A 16,760-nucleotide genomic window follows, 5' to 3' on the forward strand; every position below is an offset into this window, starting at 1 on the left:
AAAATAAGCGACAACGATCTTTATCTGCATTTCGTGCGTACAAAGTAGTATTAAGCAGACCTCAGGGTAATTTACTATATGATAACAATATGGTTTACGGCATCATGTTACTTGGGCAGTAGGAGCGATGATGGATACAAGCGTAGTTAGCTTAGACAATATCTCCAAAGGATTTACCGATGGCGATAAATTTCATCGCGTTCTTGATGATATCGAACTCAAACTCAATCATGCCGACACCATAGCTCTGACAGGGCCTAGTGGCAGCGGCAAAAGTACCCTACTGAACATCATCGCCGGATTTGAGCCGCCCACATCAGGCAGCCTGTCAATACTAGGACAGGTCACTAAAAGTTGGAAAGATACCGATTGGAGTCAATTTCGTCATCAACAACTTGGGGTGGTATTCCAACAATTTAATCTACTAACACCGCTCAATGTAGAAGACAATATCGCCTTCCCTCTTCATCTTAATGGCGATAGCTGGAACAGCTGGTGCGATCATCTGGTCGATACCTTAGGCTTACGAGCACTACTAAAACGACACGTCGAAACCCTTTCAGGTGGTCAACAGCAACGAGTGGCGATAGCTAGAGCCCTCGCTCATAAACCCGCACTGCTTCTGGCAGATGAGCCGACAGGTAACTTAGATCAGACCACCAGCTTGGAAGTGATGGGACTAATCTGTGCCCTCGCCGCAGAACATGACACCAGCATTCTGATGGTAACCCATAGCCAAGAATGCGCCGACTTTATGCACCGACGTTGGCATTTAGATCTTGGCAAAATACATGAATAGTCCAAGTATCAAAGGCAGCCTATTAACCCTTAAGGTGTTCTTAGCTCACTATCACCAATCACCGCTACAAGCTGGGGCGATCATTATTGGGATCATTTTGGCCGTTACCCTGTTAACAGGAGTTCGAGCCACTAATGAGAACGCAATTAACAGTTATAGCAGCGCCACCGAACTCCTCAGTCAACAAGCCAAATGGCTCATTACCCCCGCAGCGCAGCAAGAAAATTTAGCAGAGCAGCGCTATATTGAACTGCGACAGATGGGGATCTACCAGAGCCTCGCCGTGCTCCAAGGCTGGATAACCGACAGTCGTCAGCAACGTTGGCAGCTGCAAGGTAGCGATATCATTGCCGCTATTAGCGCATTAAACAGTAAAGACGACACCTCCTCACACGCTAGCCCCTTTGGCAAACTTGACTTACCACTGGCGCGCATTATCGCTGGTGAACCTATTGTACTCATGAGCCGCTCTGCCGCTAACACCCTCGATAGCCACCGCCTCACCCTTGATGATGTATCCCTAGAAGTGGTGACAGTGGATGACAGGTTTAATCTTGGTAATCGCCTGCTAGTGGATATATCACTGGCGCAACAACTATTAGATAAACCCGGTCAGTTAAGTTATATCGCTATCTTCAGCGATGTTAGCGACAAACAGTTAGCCCTAGAAAGTTGGTTAGCAGCAAACGGAAATCTCAGCGAAAGCGATAATGGCGATAGCATGAAAGCACTCACAAACAGCTTTCATCTCAACCTCACCGCCATGAGCTTGCTGGCGTTTATTGTCGGTCTATTTATTGCCTACAACGGCGTGCGTTACAGCCTACTCAAACGTAAACGCTTAATCATTCAACTACAGCAACAGGGCGTTATGAAGCTGTCTATCATGGCAGCCCTGAGTGGCGAATTGTTGCTGCTGGTACTCGTGGGATCCGTCGTAGGCTTTATTTTAGGCTTACAACTTAGCTATTGGCTACAGCCTATGGTCTCTGTGACCTTAGAGCAGTTATATGGAGCCAATATTTTACCGGGGATCTGGCGTTGGCAATGGTTAGTGCAAGCGACGCTATTGACCTTGGGGGCCGCGCTATTAGCTTGTAGCTCACTGTTTATCGAGCTACTGCGTCAGCCCTTGGCCCAAAGTTCTGGCCAGTTTAGCCAGCAAAAAAATGCCCATCGGGCGCAGAAGTGGCAAATGTTGTCGGCGATGATCTTAGCCCTTATCGCACTAATTTTTATGCCCATCAGCCAAGACTACCGCATCACCATGGGGCTACTTGGCTTAGTGGTGTTAGCCATTCCACTGTCACTGCCTTGGCTACTGGTACGACTGATCAATGCCATAGCAGCAATGAGTCCCAAAGGGCTTATTGGTTATCAAATAGCCGAAACCAAAGAGCTTATTCCACCGCTCTCACTGGCCATGATGGCGATGCTACTGGCATTGACGGCAAATATCTCCATGAATAGCCTAGTAGGCAGTTTTGAGATCACCCTAAAACAGTGGCTTAACGCCCGATTGCATGCTGACCTTTACTTGCGACCGCCCAAGAATCAAATGGTAGAGCTTGAAACCCTATTAAGCCAAAATAAACAGGTAACGGGGATCTATAAGCAGTGGTTAACCAAAACTAAGTATCAGCACACACCGATTTTTTTGCTGACTCGCGATCGCTACTCTATCGAAAACACCACAGTGATCAAGACGGCTAAAAGCTCATCAGAAACCGCTCTGTGGCAAGACTACTTTGACGCTGCGCTGTCCAAAGCCCCTGAGGTAATAGTAAGCGAGCCCTTTGCTATTAAACATCAACTTAACGTCGGCGATTCCATCAGCCTTGATGCATTGGGCAATACCAAGTTAACCATAGCGGCCATCTATTATGATTATGGCAACCCCTATGGTGAGGTGATCATCCCTTCCGCCTTGTGGCATCAGGCTAAACTCGACACAGAGCCCCTAAGTATCGCCATCACCTATCGAGGCGATTTTGATGCCTATGGCTTAGAATTGCAGCAACAGTTAGCCCTGCCTGAATCTCTTATCTATAGTCAGGCGCGGATTAAAGTCCAAGCAATAGAGATGTTTAAGCGTACCTTCTCCATTACCCAAGTGCTTAACACCTTAACCTTATTAGTGGCCGCTATTGGCTTATTTAGCGCTTGTTATATGTTGACCCAAGCGCGTATGGCCCCCATCGCTCGCCTATATACCTTAGGGGTTAGTCGACGCCAATTAACCACTATGGTCACAACCCAAATGCTGTTAATGGTCATATTGACCTGCATCGTAGCCCTACCAACAGGGGCAATTTTGGGCTACCTACTGATCAACAAAGTGACCTTACAAGCCTTTGGTTGGAGCATCGCCATGGTGTGGGATTGGTCAGCCTATTTCGATGTGGTGTTATTGGCATTAGTCGCCAGCACGCTCGCTGTGGCACTGCCACTCTATCGACAAACCCGCCGCCCATTAATTAGCAGCCTACAGAGCGATATCTTATGAGCAGATTAATCCACCGGTCAGTCAAACTTTGTGCTTTAGCACCCAAACTCGCGCGTGTGGTCCTCACGAGTGCGACTCTGATCGGTCTCTCATGTACCCTACTGGTTGGCTGTAGCGAGCCACAACAAGATACATCGAGCGGTATGGGCGGCTTAATGGGCGAGACCCAAATCGGTTACGCTCAGGTATTGCCTAACCGCAGTTTTAGCTTCCCCGAAGATCATTTAGCCCATGATGATTTTCGCCAAGAGTGGTGGTACTTAACCGCTAACCTCACCACTGAAACCGGAACGCCATTAGGACTTCAGTGGACTCAATTTCGTATTGCCTTATCTTCAAAGGTGCCCAAATCAAACTCAAACTGGGCGAGCAACCAGCTCTATATGGCCCACAGTGCTATAACCACGGCTAAGCACCATCACGCCGAAGAGCGCTGGTCTCGAGGTCAGCAGCAACTAGCAGGTATATCCTCGTCGCCGCTAACAATAAAGCTCGATAGTTGGCAATGGCAGAGCCAAAACGAAGAGCTGTTTCCTGCAACGCTCCATGTCACTGGCGATAATGTTAACTACTCACTTAAGTTAACCACAAGCGCGCCCTATCAGCTGCAAGGAGATGGCGGATACAGCGTAAAAAGTGCCGATGCGAGTGTCGCCTCTTATTATTACAGCCAACCCTTTATCGAGGTGACAGGTCAAGTGATGCTTGATGGCAAATTCGTCAATGTATCAGGTAAGGCATGGCTCGATCGAGAATGGAGTTCTCAATTCCTCACGAGACAGCAGCAGGGCTGGGACTGGTTTGCGCTCCGACTGAATGACGGCTCGACCTTAATGCTATTCCAACTTCGAGCTGAAAATAACCTTCAAACCACACCCAGCAAGCACTTTTACAGTGGCAGACGCATGTACGCCGATGGCAGTGGTAAAACCATTAGTGCCAATGAAATAAGCATGACGCCCACCGCTTGGCACACGATTGCTGGAAAACCGCATCCGGTGGAGTGGCAGATCCGTATCGACAACCAAGCACTTGACCTGCGTATTTCACCACTGAATCCCGATGCAAAAATGCCACTCTCTATCACTTATTGGGAGGGGCCAATTACAATTAAAGGTAGCCATACTGGCTCTGGTTATATGGAGCTAACTGGATATTACCCCCCATATTACGAATAATTATCATTTAACAACGATTCTTTTTATTCAATAGCTTAGTCAATCACTTCGTACCTTGTTGTACGCTAATTGAGCAACACATCCACCAAAACTGTTTAACAACAAATTGTGAACAGTATCACGCCAAAAAGTTTGATCTTGATCTACAAACACTGCAGTTACCCCTCAAGAGGTATACCCCTATTAACAGCAAGGTTTAGACTTAATTTTATCCTATAGCAAGTAACGCCACTAACCATCGCCATATTTTTAGCCGCTACTTTGCACTGAAAAGGTAAGCCCCAATGAGTCAGGAATATCACGTCACCAGCCTAGTCGTGCACGCGGCGCCTAATGCCGTGACACAAGTACAAACAGATATCGACGCCTTAGAGGGTGCCGATATTCATGCCGTTACCGACGAAGGTAAGTTTGTGGTCACCCTCGAGGGTGAAACTCAAGCGTCTATACTGAGTAACGTCGAAGCCATTAACGCCCTTAACGGGGTGTTATCAAGCAGTCTTGTCTATCACCAAGTTGAACCAATAGAAGAAAAGAGTGAGGAAACACCATGAGCATTAGCCGCCGCGAGTTTCTAAAAGCCAACGCCGCAGTTGCAGCTGCTACCGCTGTTGGAGTCACTCTGCCAGTGAAGATCGTTGAAGCCGCTGAGCAGAAAGACAACATCAAGTGGGATAAAGCCCCCTGCCGTTTTTGTGGCGTGGGCTGTAGCGTATTAGTGGGCACCAATAAAGGGAAAGTTGTTGCCACTAAGGGCGATCCAGAAAGTCCAGTGAACAAAGGCCTTAACTGTATTAAGGGCTACTTCCTATCAAAAATCATGTACGGAAAAGACAGGCTGACCACGCCGCTACTGCGCATGAAGAATGGCCAGTATGACAAAGAGGGTGAATTTACCCCTGTCAGCTGGGATGTCGCCTTCGATACTATGGCCGACAAATGGAAAAACACCATCAAAACCAAAGGACCTACCGCCGTAGGTATGTTTGGTTCTGGTCAATGGACCGTATGGGAAGGCTATGCGGCCTCGAAACTGCACAAAGCAGGTTTCCTCACCAATAACATCGATCCCAACGCTCGCCACTGTATGGCATCTGCGGTGGGTGGCTTTATGCGTACCTTTGGTATCGATGAGCCTATGGGCTGCTATGATGACTTAGAAGCCGCGGATCACTTTGTGCTTTGGGGTGCCAACATGGCCGAAATGCACCCGATCCTATGGGCGCGTTTATCGGACCGTCGCCTCAGCAACCCTGATAGCAGGGTGCACGTATTATCGACCTTTGAGAACCGCAGTTTCGACCTAGCAGACAACGCCATGGTGTTCCGTCCACAGTCAGACCTAGTGATCCTCAACTATATCGCTAACTACATCATTCAAAACGATGCGGTAAACAAAGACTTCGTTACCAAGCACACTAAGTTTGCCTTAGGGACAACCGATATCGGCTACGGACTGCGTCCAAACCATCCCCTAGAGCAGAAAGCGAAAAACCCTGGTAACGGTAAGTCGACGCCAATTAGCTTCGACGAGTACGCTAAGTTTGTTAGCACTTATACCTTAGAATATGCCGCACAGATGAGTGGCGTTGAGCCTGAAAAACTTGAGCTCATGGCTAAAGCTTATTCCGATCCTAAAGTGAAAATAATGAGCCTGTGGACCATGGGGATTAACCAGCACGTACGTGGTGTGTGGGCCAACAACATGCTCTACAACATCCACCTACTCACAGGTAAAATAGCCACTCCAGGTAACAGTCCGTTCTCACTAACGGGTCAACCATCAGCCTGTGGTACTGCTCGCGAAGTTGGCACCTTTGCTCACCGCCTACCTGCCGACATGGTTGTAGCCAATCCTAAGCATCGCGCCGCAACCGAAAAACTATGGCAACTGCCTGAAGGCACTATCCCGCCAAAACCGGGTTATCACGCAGTGCTTCAAAGCCGTATGCTCAAAGATGGCAAGCTCAACTGTTACTGGACTATGTGTACCAACAATATGCAGGCAGGCCCTAATATTAACGATGAAATTTATCCAGGTTTCCGTAACCCTGAAAACTTCATCGTAGTATCTGATCCCTACCCAACCGTCACGGCAATGGCAGCAGATTTGATTCTACCAACGGCAATGTGGGTAGAAAAAGAGGGAGCCTATGGTAATGCCGAGCGTCGCACTCACATGTGGCACCAACAGGTAAAAGCACCAGACGGCGCAAAGTCGGATCTCTGGCAGTTAGTCGAGTTCTCTAAGCGCTTCAAGGTCGCTGAAGTCTGGCCAGCAGAGTTGGTCGCTAAGAAGCCTGAGTACGCCGATAAGACCCTTTACGATGTGTTGTTTGCCAACGGTGTGGTGAACAAGTTCCCAACTTCAGATTGCAAGGCTGATCTTAACGATGAATCAGAGGCCTTTGGTTACTACCTACAAAAAGGCTTATTCGAAGAGTACGCCCAATTTGGTCGCGGCCATGCCCATGACTTGGCCAACTTTGACTCTTACCACGAGACCCGCGGTCTACGTTGGCCTGTGATTGACGGCAAAGAGACATTGCGCCGTTTCGTCGAAGGCAGCGATCCTTATGTTAAGGCCGGAGAAGGCTTTAACTTCTATGGCAAACCAGATGGTAAAGCGGTGATTTTCGCCCTGCCTTATGAGCCTGCCGCCGAAGAGCCTAATGCCGAATACGATCTATGGATGTCAACCGGCCGCGTACTTGAGCATTGGCATACAGGCTCGATGACAGCCCGTGTTCCTGAGCTTTATCGCGCCTATCCCGATGCACAGATATTTATGCATCCTGAAGATGCCAAAGTGCGTGGGCTACAGCGCGGTGATGAAGTAGTCGTGGCCTCACCTCGCGGTGAAGTTAAAACCCGTGTTGAAACCAAAGGCCGGAACAAACCGCCAAGAGGCGTGGTATTTATGCCATTCTTCGATGCGCGCCAACTGGTCAACAAGTTGTTACTCGATGCGACCGATCCCCTCTCTAAAGAGACGGATTTCAAGAAGTGTCCAGTCAAAGTGATGAAAGCCTAAGGCAGATCACTCAACCTAAACAACTTTAATCGCTTGAGTAAAAACAGAGAGTTAACGAGCACAATATGAACCAGGTCAATCGCAACACCAAAGCCAAAGGCGTTAATCGCCGCCAGTTCTTAGCCACATCGGCTAAGGCGGGTTGTGCGATGGGGTTATTGGGGCTAGGAGTGACGGGGGTTGCAAAACAATCGTCTCACCTTGACCCATTGGCGATTAGACCACCCGGTGCATTAACGGAAGATGACTTCTTATCTGCATGTGTTCGCTGCGGTTTGTGTGTCGAGGCTTGCCCTTATGACACCCTTAAACTAGCACGTTGGTTTGAGGGAGTTCCTACGGGTACGCCCTATTTCACGGCGCGCACTGTTCCGTGCGAAATGTGTGAGGATATCCCCTGTGTTAAAGCCTGCCCATCGGGCTCGCTGGACCACAGTTTGACTGAGATTAATGAGTCAAAAATGGGCATAGCCGTCCTTATTGATGAGAAGAACTGCCTCAACTTTAAAGGGTTACGCTGTGACGTCTGTTACCGCGTCTGCCCCTTAATTGATGAGGCCATCACCCTAGAGCGGCAACACAATCAACGCAGCGACCACCACGCCATGTTCCTCCCCACCGTCAACAGCGACAGCTGCACCGGTTGCGGGAAATGTGAACACGTCTGCGTGTTGGAAGAGTCAGCGATCCGTGTATTGCCAACCCATATTGCGCTGGGTAAAACCGCTTCACACGATACCTATATGAACACCGAAGAGACCACACTTGAGATGTTAAACAAGGGGCTCACATTATGAACAGCAAAAGCATGAGTAATACGGCTAATGCACGTTTCGCTCAAGCTGCGATCGATGAACTAGGCTGGTGGCGTGCCCACAAGTTTCTATTTCTACGTCGCGCTAGCCAACTGTGTGTGCTGCTTGCCTTTGCTATTGGCCCTTGGTTTGGCCTTTGGTTACTCAAAGGCAACCTCTCAAGTAGCGAGTTATTGGCTACCATTCCGCTGTCTGATCCACTGGCGACCTTGCAAGTGTTGATGACAGGGCATTGGCCAGAACTCAGCCTACTGCTAGGCGCCGCCATCATAGCCCTATTTTATCTAGTGACTGGTGGACGCGTATTTTGCAGCTGGGTATGCCCGGTTAATTTAGTGACAGATACCGCAAGCTGGCTGAGACGTAAACTTCACTTGCCTCGCACCAGCGAGATGCCAAGGAACTTACGCTACTACCTGCTAGCAGTGGTGCTGCTTATGCCACTATTTTCCGGCATCGCTGCCTGGGAATGGGTCAACCCCGTCCCCGTAGTCTATCGCGCACTGCTATTTGGTGCGGGAAGCAGCTTGTGGATCTTAGCGGCGATCTTCTTGCTCGACCTGTTTATCAGTGAGCGAGCCTGGTGTGGCCATCTTTGTCCTACTGGTGCGATGTTTGCGCTATTAGGCAAAGCAAGCCCGGTAAAAATATCGGCTGTGAATGCGAAAGACTGCGACAACTGTATGGATTGCTTCGAAATTTGTCCTGAAAGGCAGGTGTTAAAACCGGCCCTCAAGGGGAAAAATCCGATGATAACCGACAGTGATTGCACCCAATGTGGTCGTTGTATCGACGTCTGTGCTCAACGCGTTTTCCAGTATCAAAATCGAATTGCCCTAAAGGCGGAGAACAACCAATGAAAAAAGTACTCACTTTAGTCGCGCTTATGGCGCTAGGTGCCTGCTCTGGTCAGCAAGCCAACAACACGGCTGAGCCTGTCAATGTCAGCTCACTCGGAAAATCGGAGATCACCGAGGTGCGTGCCGCCGATGCGATGCCGACTTACCCTAAGAGGGGAGCATCAATCGAGCGAGGCTTCGTCCACCAGCCACCGCTGATCCCCCATAAAGCCGACTACAGCGTCACCATTAAGAAAAACGGCTGCATGACTTGTCATAGCCCTGCAAAGGCCAAGCGCATGAAAGCGACCGAGATCCACGCTTCGCATCTGCTTGCCGACAGTAAGCTCGATAACAAATTCTTCAACTGTACTCAGTGTCACGTTCCACAAGCTGAGAACAAGCAGAAGTTAGTCGAGAATAACTTTTCGAATCAGTAAGGTTCGAGGTTCGAGGTTCGAGGTTCGAGGTTCGAGGTTCGAGGTTCGAGGTTCGAGGTTCGAGGTTCGAGGTTCGAGGTTCGAGGTTCGAGGTTAAGCATTGAAAACTAGCCTATTCTTACATGCAAAGGCCACCTAGCAATAGGTGGTTTTTTATTACGTTTGCAATAATGGCAAAGTGTTTGAAGGTTTCAGCTTCATGGTTAGCTATCACCTACGGTGAGGGTGTATCTAGCGTTAACTATCGCTGTAACCAATAGCCTGCGGCACGCTGATGTGCAGATACTGCTTCGGGACGCTTTGCGCCATCCTTGGCCGCTTAACGAAAACATCCATGTTTTCGATACCCTCAGCTGCATCTACACTAGGTTATTTTCTCTCTTCGATTTTGCTTCATTTGGTGTGAGGGGCGAGTAAAAAGCTAACGTGCTTTTGCACCAAAGTTTGTTGGCCTTGGAATGAAGGTTTGGCATTTTTGGGATTAACTTTAGTAGCGTTTGGCTGCATCTTATTTGTTGGGTGTTTTAGAAGGTCACACCTTTGCTGTTACTTAACGCCTGTCCGGCGAGGAATGTGCAAGCACTCTTTTGGCTCGCCACGAGCACTTCCATGTGGGCTCTACGAAATCATCCATGATTTCGAAGGCCAAAACCGCGCTTACACTGGATTATTAACTCTCTTCGATTTGACGTTATTTGTGTGAATGAGAAGATAAAAGCTAACGTGCTTTTGCCCCATTCCAAGCTAGCGCACTTATCCGTCAGCCTTTAAGGATAAGTATTTGACCTACTTTTTTCTAATCAGTGTAGTGTCTAGTGTAAAGGGTGCTTACCAAGTTGGTTCACACTGCTGGGAGACCTGAATTATGAGGGGATCCCCCAGAGCCGTAATAACTGGGAAAATGAAGATCATATTGGTGTGCGTGTTGATGGTAATACCTGGTGGACACTAGACATAGCGGCACCGAAAGGTCAGCAGCTCACGACCAAAAGATATGAAAATGCAACACGCTATCCATTTCAAGCACCTTTAGCGCCAGGATTAGACTTTAATGGCGATCATCGAGGCTGTAATTCTGTCTTAGGTGAATTTGAAATTATAGAGCTTGCTTATGATGCAGATAACCAAGTTAAAAAACTCGCCGTCAACTTTCAGCAAAGTTGTGAACAAACCAGTCCAGTATTGAAAGGATTGATTCGCTATAATTCATCTGCAAAATTAAATTAGCATAATTTGAAATAGTCAGATAAACGGCAGCTAAGGTTGCCGTTTTTTTATAAAAAAATAAGCCTTAACTACTCGATAGAAAACATTTGCGAACCCAATTAATTCGAAAACTTAAGTTCGATAACATTCCCCTCAGGGTCATTGATATAAAGTGAGCGGCCAAAACCTTGGGCGCCATAACGCTTGGCGAATCCCTCAGTGGCAATACCGAACTCAGCGAGATAATCCAGCAGTGCCTGTTCATCCATTGGGTTAATCAGCAGGCATACATGGTCGACGTTACGTCCATCTTGCTGCGGAGCTTTGCCACCTAAACGGCCCAGCTCGCTATCGCAAGGCACAATATCAATCAGGGCATTGCCAGCTCTTAGCTGAGTTAATCCCTCTTGCTTGAGTTCGCGCTCAATGTTGCAGCCCAATACCTGCTGGTAAAAGTGCAGCATGGCATCAAGCTTAGTGGTGCGAAACACCACATGATCTATTCCTTGAATATTTATCATCACTTCCCCCACGATTCGAGCGGCTTACCAATGGCTTTATGCTGTAAGAATAGACGATTCTCAACTGGCAAAAGCCTAAATCTAACATCTTGTTCAATATTGGTAATTTGTCATTTTTTATTGCCCCTATTTAGGGTAGTTTAGTGCTATCAGCTTTAATGGAGTCAGTTATGAAACAAGGCAAGCACGACGCACAACTATTAAAACTCGCCATGGAAATTGGTGTAGGCTACGCCAAGAAACGCGGTTTCGGCGACTTTGATAAAGGCATTTCACCTAAAGATAAAGTCGAGTGTATCTACCGCTTATTAGTACAAGATAAACTGATCCAGCCATTAGCCACAGACAAAGAAGATGGCCCTAATATGAAGCATAAGTTGATACTGTGGATCAGCCGCCAACTCCCCGAAGATCATCCGCTACTCAATTAATACTCAATCAATGTTCGTCCAGCAGACAGAGTAGTGCGCTAACATCCTCTAAAGCGCACTGTTTCAGCCATTTGAAAGATCAGAAAAACAAGACTTTGATCTCTATCAACAAGCACTTCGATTCCCTGCAAAGTCTCTCTAGATAAGCTATAGATCAGATATCGTTCACCAACCAAAATCTAGGGTCTCCAGTGGCACTGCATGGACTAACGAGTCAGCAGGCACACACTCTGTTACAGCAATATGGCCAGAACTGCCTGCCAAAACCGCCAAGATTAAGCTTTATTACACTCTTTATCACTCAGTTTAAAAGTGCCTTTATCTATGTCCTATTGGCCGCCTTTTTGATGTGCTTACTGCTAGGGCAGTTGCTTAATGCGATTTTCATTTTCGCGGTATTAATGCTTAATGCCATCATAGGCACAGTACAAGAGTTCTCCGCCCAGCAAGCAGCCGATGCATTGAGCAAGATGGTGCCACTGAAAAGCCATGTGATCCGCGACGGACATCCGCTGACCATTAGCAGCATGGATCTCGTCCCTGGGGATTGGCTTATGCTAAGCAATGGTGATCGTATTGGCGCCGATATTCGCATTGAAAAATACAATCAATTTAAGGTCGATGAGTCGGCGTTAACCGGCGAATCGGTTTCGGTCAACAAGACAGATTTAGCCTTTGCGGGGACTTTAGTGACCCATGGCCGCGCTGAGGGCGAAGTGATAGCGACAGGCACTAATACCCAGATCGGTCAAATTGCCGACTTAGTTCATCAACAAGGCGGTGCGAAGCCTCCACTAATGCAACGTATTGAACGATTTACCCTGATTATCGCCATCGCGACATTGGTGATCATTGCGCTTATTTTTGGCCTGACCTTAATCCGTGGAGCGGATCTTTCACAGGTATTCTTACTCGGTGTCGCACTGGCGGTATCGGCTATTCCAGAGGGGCTCCCTGCCGCTATTACCGTGACATTGGCTATCGGCATGAAGCGGATGTCCAAAGCCAATGTGATTGTACGTAAATTGGTGGCGGTGGAGTCCTTGGGCTCTTGTACCTATATCGCCTCAGATAAAACTGGCACCCTCACAGTTAATGAGATGACCATTAGCCAAGTTTGGCTCACCAATGGCGACAAGTATCATGTTGCAGGCACCGGACTGGCATCGACAGGACTGATTAATAAACATGGTCACGGGGTTCACGTCTCTAGCGATGACGCACCGCAGCTCTATCAATTGGGGTTAACAGGCATACTCGCCAACGAGGCTCACCTGGTTTTCGATGACGATAAGACTCACAGCGATGGTGATGGGGTTGATCTCGCCTTTCTGACCTTAGGCTACAAACTCAATCTGCCGATGCAAACCTCACGGCGTCCTCCACAGACGCAGCTTTTTCCCTATGAGTCTGAGAATCAGTTTAGCGCCAGCATTAATAAGATCGATGGCCAATTAGTGATCTCGGTCAAGGGCGCGGTCGAAAAGCTGCTAACCATGTGCAAGCTTAGCGATGCCGAAATAGAACAAATCCACCACGAAACCCATTGGATGGCGCGCCATGGCTACCGCGTCCTAGCACTTGCATCAGGCCATCCCTGTGAGCTTGATAATCCATTTACTGGGCTCACGTTCCTCGGACTCGCCGCTATGAGCGACCCCCTCAGGGAGGATGCTATTGAAGCGGTTAGCCTGTGTCAAAAAGCCCGAATCAAGGTAGCGATGATCACAGGCGATCACCCTGTCACTGCGCTGGCGTTGTCACAACAACTTAAACTGGTGTCAGATAAAGATGATGTGGTCACGGGCGCTCAGCTGAGCCAAGCCCAGCAGCAAGGCGAGGAGGCGTTTGATGTCTTAGTGGCACAACATAGGGTGTTTGCCAGAGTGCAGCCCAAGCAAAAAATGGAGATAACCCAATCATTGATCCGCCAAGGGGAATTTGTCGCCATGACAGGCGATGGGGTCAATGATGCGCCCGCGCTAAAGCACGCTCATGTAGGCATCGCCATGGGGTTAAAAGGCACCGATGTCGCCAGAGAGAATGCCGATCTGGTGCTAACTGATGACAAGTTTAGCTCGATCGTAAAAGGGATCATCGAGGGGCGAATCGTCTACAACAACATTCGTAAGGTGATCTACCTATTGATAAGCACTGGCGCGGCGGAGCTATTACTGTTTATTCTGAGTGTACTTTTCGCTCTACCTATTCCGCTGTTTCCACTGCAGATTTTATGGCTAAACCTAGTCACCAATGGCGTACAAGATGTAGCTCTGGCCTTTGAACCAGCTGAAGGACATGAGATAGAGCAGCCACCAAGAAAGCCTAGCGAGCCAATCTTCGATCGCCTCATGTTAGAGCGTGTGTTTATCAGTGCCCTCTGGATGGGCCTTGTTGCCTTTGGGCTATTTTCCCTCACACTCAAGATGGGAGCCACTGAAGAGACCGCACGTAATCTCACCTTAATGTTGATGGTGTTGTTTGAAAATGTTCACGCCCTTAATAGTCGCTCAGAGCGTAACTCTCTGTTTTCGATGCGTTGGTTTAGCAACCCTTTACTGCTAGTGGGGATAATCATCGCACAAACTATTCATATCAGCGCAAGTTACACTCCCGGACTAAGTGATACCCTTGGGCTAAGCCCAATAAGTATACAGCAGTGGCTAATCCTACTAGCCACTGCATTAACGCTATTGATCGTCGATGAACTCCACAAACGTTATTGCCGTAACAAACACCAGATTAAGCCAGCGGCATCAGTAACTGGTCATCAGCTGGAATAACCAAAACATTACTGCGAATTCGACTCAACATCGCTTCGACAGTATTACCTATGACATAACCAAGCATACCGCTGCGCTGGCGCGCGCCGAGCACGACGTAGCCAGCTTTTAAGCGGCATGAGAGTTCATACAGACAAAGATCCGGTTCACCCGCTAAGATATGAACATGATCTTGAGGTAGGCCAATTTCAGCCAATTGAGATTGATAACGCTGATAGGCATCTTTAATCAAGGTGCGAGTATTGACCAAGTCCATATCTCGAAGGATTTTGGGAACTCTAATAATATAGGCTAAATGCAGTTGACTATTCGTTGCCTCGGCTAATTTGCGCGCATGGGCTATGACTGATTGATTAAGTTGTTTTTTTATCTTGTTGTCACTGCCTAGATCGACCGCCATCAGTACGCTTTTAGCACGATTAAGGGGATTATTAGACAGTAACATTAATGGAATTTTGACATGGCGAATCAGATGCCAATCCATAGGTAAATAGTGGTCGGCATGATGCACGGCTTTGACCATTAAGTCGAATCCATGACGCACGGAGTGATTACAGGCATGCTCAAAAAGATCTTTAGTCCATACTGTATTGACAGGAACATCGTCAGCCTTAAGGGAGTGCAACTGCGCCTCAATTTCGCTACTACGTTGCTTCATAATATGCAGCTTGGCAACCGCAGCAAGACGGGGGTTGTAGTGTTCTTTACCACTAAACGATTCATAACTATAAGCAAATACCTCAGCACTTTTATCAAGCGCTTTAGCGAGGCTCACTCCTGTCGCTATCGCATCGGCTTGCTGTTGTTCTTTCTGCGAAATAATAAATACCTTATCCATGGTGATCTCCTATTACTACATCGTAGTTTGAGCTTAGCCATTGTTGCACAAAATAGCCTTGATATCGGCCATCATATTGATAAAGATCATACTTACATCGCCACTCGCGATCGGAGACCAACATGGCCATAGATAACTTTGTGCTGTCACTGTGTCTAATCTTACTTTTTGCTCGCTTGTTCGGCGATCTGTTTCAGCGCATACAACTCCCCAGCGTCGTCGGGGAGATGCTCGCGGGATTACTACTGGGCCCCACATTACTCAATTGGGTCACTCCCCATGAAACCCTTGGAGTCATGGCTGAACTCGGCGTGATTTTATTGCTGTTTTCCATCGGCTGTGAAACCTCGATAAAACATCTATATCAGGCGGGAAGTAGTGCTGTTGGCGTGGCATTTATTGGCATATTACTGCCTGCCATCGTTGTCACCGTGACTGCGATGCTTTGGTTAAACCAAAGCGGCTTTACCGCTATCTACCTAGGCTGCGCGCTCACCGCAACAAGCATAGGGATCTCGATAAGAGTGCTAGCGCAAGCTAAACAGGCGCAAACCCGTGAAGGGCATATTATTTTAGGCGCGGCGGTGATCGATGATATCGCAGGGGTTATCCTACTTAGCCTACTATTTAACTTCGCATCTAAAGACGAACTGAGCCTGTTAGCGACAGGGTTACTGATCATTAAAATCGTCAGCTTCTTACTGCTGTCCCCTCCTTTAGCACGTGGACTACTCTATATCTTTAGGGCATTAAGGCCGACCGAACACCATACAGGCTACGAAGCGATTGTGACTATGGTGCTAATCTGTCTATTTGCTTGGCTGGCGCACGCTTTTGGGGCACCAGCACTACTCGGTGGTTTCGCCGTAGGACTCGCCCTAAGCCGGCAATTTGTGTCGCCCCTAAACCGATACCTCAAAAACCCCTTCCCGTTTACCCATCGAATGGAAGTCGCTTCAAAACCACTCGTCGATGTGTTCACGCCGATCTTTTTTGTTTATGTCGGTGTGAGCTTAGATCTCAGTCAGATCGATGCGAGCTGGAGCGGCTTCTTCATATTGGTTACCCTAGCGATATTGGCTATTGCCGCTAAAGTCGCAGCGGGGGCGTTTGTCGAAGGATGTTCGCGCACTAAGTTGATCATCGGCAGCGCTATGGTGCCACGGGGAGAAGTCGGATTAGTCTTTGCCGAGATGGGACTGCAGATGGAGATCATCTCATCGAAACTGTTTACTGAATTAGTACTCGTTATCGCCATCACCACGATAGCGGGCCCACTGTTATTAAAGTGGGCACTGCATTCGCCGCACAAGGCCAATTAAGCAAGCAAAAAAATACCCATCATTGGATGGGTATTTTAATATTATTCA

General features: G+C 48.1%; 14 protein-coding genes. 12 read left to right on the plus strand and 2 right to left on the minus strand.

The window, feature by feature from the left end; all coding sequences use genetic code 11:
- Window positions 1-130 precede the first annotated feature (130 nt).
- The 9 genes from K0I62_RS16250 (at window position 131) to K0I62_RS16290 (ending at window position 10,838) form a co-directional block, all read left to right on the plus strand.
- Window positions 131-799, plus strand: a complete 669-nt coding sequence (locus tag K0I62_RS16250; RefSeq protein WP_220069101.1) for an ABC transporter ATP-binding protein — start codon at window positions 131-133, stop codon at window positions 797-799.
- Window positions 792-3,305: an ABC transporter permease gene (locus K0I62_RS16255; protein ID WP_220069102.1), complete on the plus strand. Its 2,514-nt coding sequence runs from the start codon at window positions 792-794 to the stop codon at window positions 3,303-3,305. Before K0I62_RS16250 ends, K0I62_RS16255 begins: the two co-directional genes overlap by 8 nt.
- A complete protein-coding gene (locus K0I62_RS16260) occupies window positions 3,302-4,483 on the plus strand; it encodes a lipocalin-like domain-containing protein (protein WP_220069103.1) in 1,182 nt (393 codons plus the stop codon). Before K0I62_RS16255 ends, K0I62_RS16260 begins: the two co-directional genes overlap by 4 nt.
- Before the next feature lie 284 nt (window positions 4,484-4,767).
- On the plus strand, window positions 4,768-5,037 hold the full coding sequence (locus K0I62_RS16265) for a chaperone NapD (RefSeq protein ID WP_220069104.1): 270 nt from the start codon (window positions 4,768-4,770) through the stop codon (window positions 5,035-5,037).
- Complete coding sequence (napA, locus tag K0I62_RS16270; protein ID WP_220069105.1) at window positions 5,034-7,517, plus strand: nitrate reductase catalytic subunit NapA; 2,484 nt, start codon at window positions 5,034-5,036, stop codon at window positions 7,515-7,517. The genes K0I62_RS16265 and napA overlap by 4 nt, the downstream gene beginning before the upstream one ends.
- A 65-nt stretch (window positions 7,518-7,582) precedes the next feature.
- Window positions 7,583-8,314: a ferredoxin-type protein NapG gene (napG, locus tag K0I62_RS16275; protein ID WP_220069106.1), complete on the plus strand. Its 732-nt coding sequence runs from the start codon at window positions 7,583-7,585 to the stop codon at window positions 8,312-8,314.
- A complete protein-coding gene (gene napH, locus K0I62_RS16280; RefSeq protein WP_220069107.1) occupies window positions 8,311-9,192 on the plus strand; it encodes a quinol dehydrogenase ferredoxin subunit NapH in 882 nt (293 codons plus the stop codon). The genes napG and napH overlap by 4 nt, the downstream gene beginning before the upstream one ends.
- Entirely contained in the window at window positions 9,189-9,611 is a 423-nt protein-coding gene (locus K0I62_RS16285; protein WP_220069108.1) for a nitrate reductase cytochrome c-type subunit, read from the plus strand. Before napH ends, K0I62_RS16285 begins: the two co-directional genes overlap by 4 nt.
- A 918-nt stretch (window positions 9,612-10,529) precedes the next feature.
- Complete coding sequence (locus K0I62_RS16290; RefSeq protein WP_220069109.1) at window positions 10,530-10,838, plus strand: hypothetical protein; 309 nt, start codon at window positions 10,530-10,532, stop codon at window positions 10,836-10,838.
- A 98-nt stretch (window positions 10,839-10,936) separates the two neighbouring features.
- Here the strand turns inward: K0I62_RS16290 and K0I62_RS16295 are convergent, their stop codons facing one another.
- On the minus strand, window positions 10,937-11,338 hold the full coding sequence (locus K0I62_RS16295) for a VOC family protein (RefSeq protein ID WP_220069110.1): 402 nt from the start codon (window positions 11,336-11,338) through the stop codon (window positions 10,937-10,939).
- A gap of 170 nt (window positions 11,339-11,508) precedes the next feature.
- Here K0I62_RS16295 and K0I62_RS16300 point away from each other — a divergent pair, with 170 nt between their 5' ends.
- Both K0I62_RS16300 and K0I62_RS16305 read left to right on the plus strand, forming a co-directional pair.
- On the plus strand, window positions 11,509-11,769 hold the full coding sequence (locus K0I62_RS16300; protein ID WP_220069111.1) for a DUF5062 family protein: 261 nt from the start codon (window positions 11,509-11,511) through the stop codon (window positions 11,767-11,769).
- 191 nt (window positions 11,770-11,960) lie between these two features.
- Entirely contained in the window at window positions 11,961-14,552 is a 2,592-nt protein-coding gene (locus K0I62_RS16305; RefSeq protein ID WP_220069112.1) for a cation-translocating P-type ATPase, read from the plus strand.
- On the opposite strand, the gene K0I62_RS16310 is transcribed toward K0I62_RS16305, so the two are convergent.
- The gene (locus K0I62_RS16310) at window positions 14,512-15,390 is read right to left on the minus strand and encodes a universal stress protein (RefSeq protein ID WP_220069113.1); all 879 of its coding nucleotides are present in this window, start codon (window positions 15,388-15,390) and stop codon (window positions 14,512-14,514) included. The two genes, K0I62_RS16305 and K0I62_RS16310, sit on opposite strands and share 41 nt — an antisense overlap.
- Before the next feature lie 122 nt (window positions 15,391-15,512).
- Between K0I62_RS16310 and K0I62_RS16315 the strand changes: the two genes are divergently transcribed.
- Window positions 15,513-16,712 carry a cation:proton antiporter gene (locus tag K0I62_RS16315; protein WP_220069114.1) on the plus strand — a complete coding sequence of 400 codons (1,200 nt, stop codon included), beginning with the start codon at window positions 15,513-15,515 and terminating at the stop codon, window positions 16,710-16,712.
- The last annotated feature ends 48 nt before the right edge of the window (window positions 16,713-16,760 follow it).

This window comes from Shewanella psychrotolerans, from assembly GCF_019457595.1.
Taxonomy (GTDB): Bacteria; Pseudomonadota; Gammaproteobacteria; order Enterobacterales; family Shewanellaceae; genus Shewanella; species Shewanella psychrotolerans.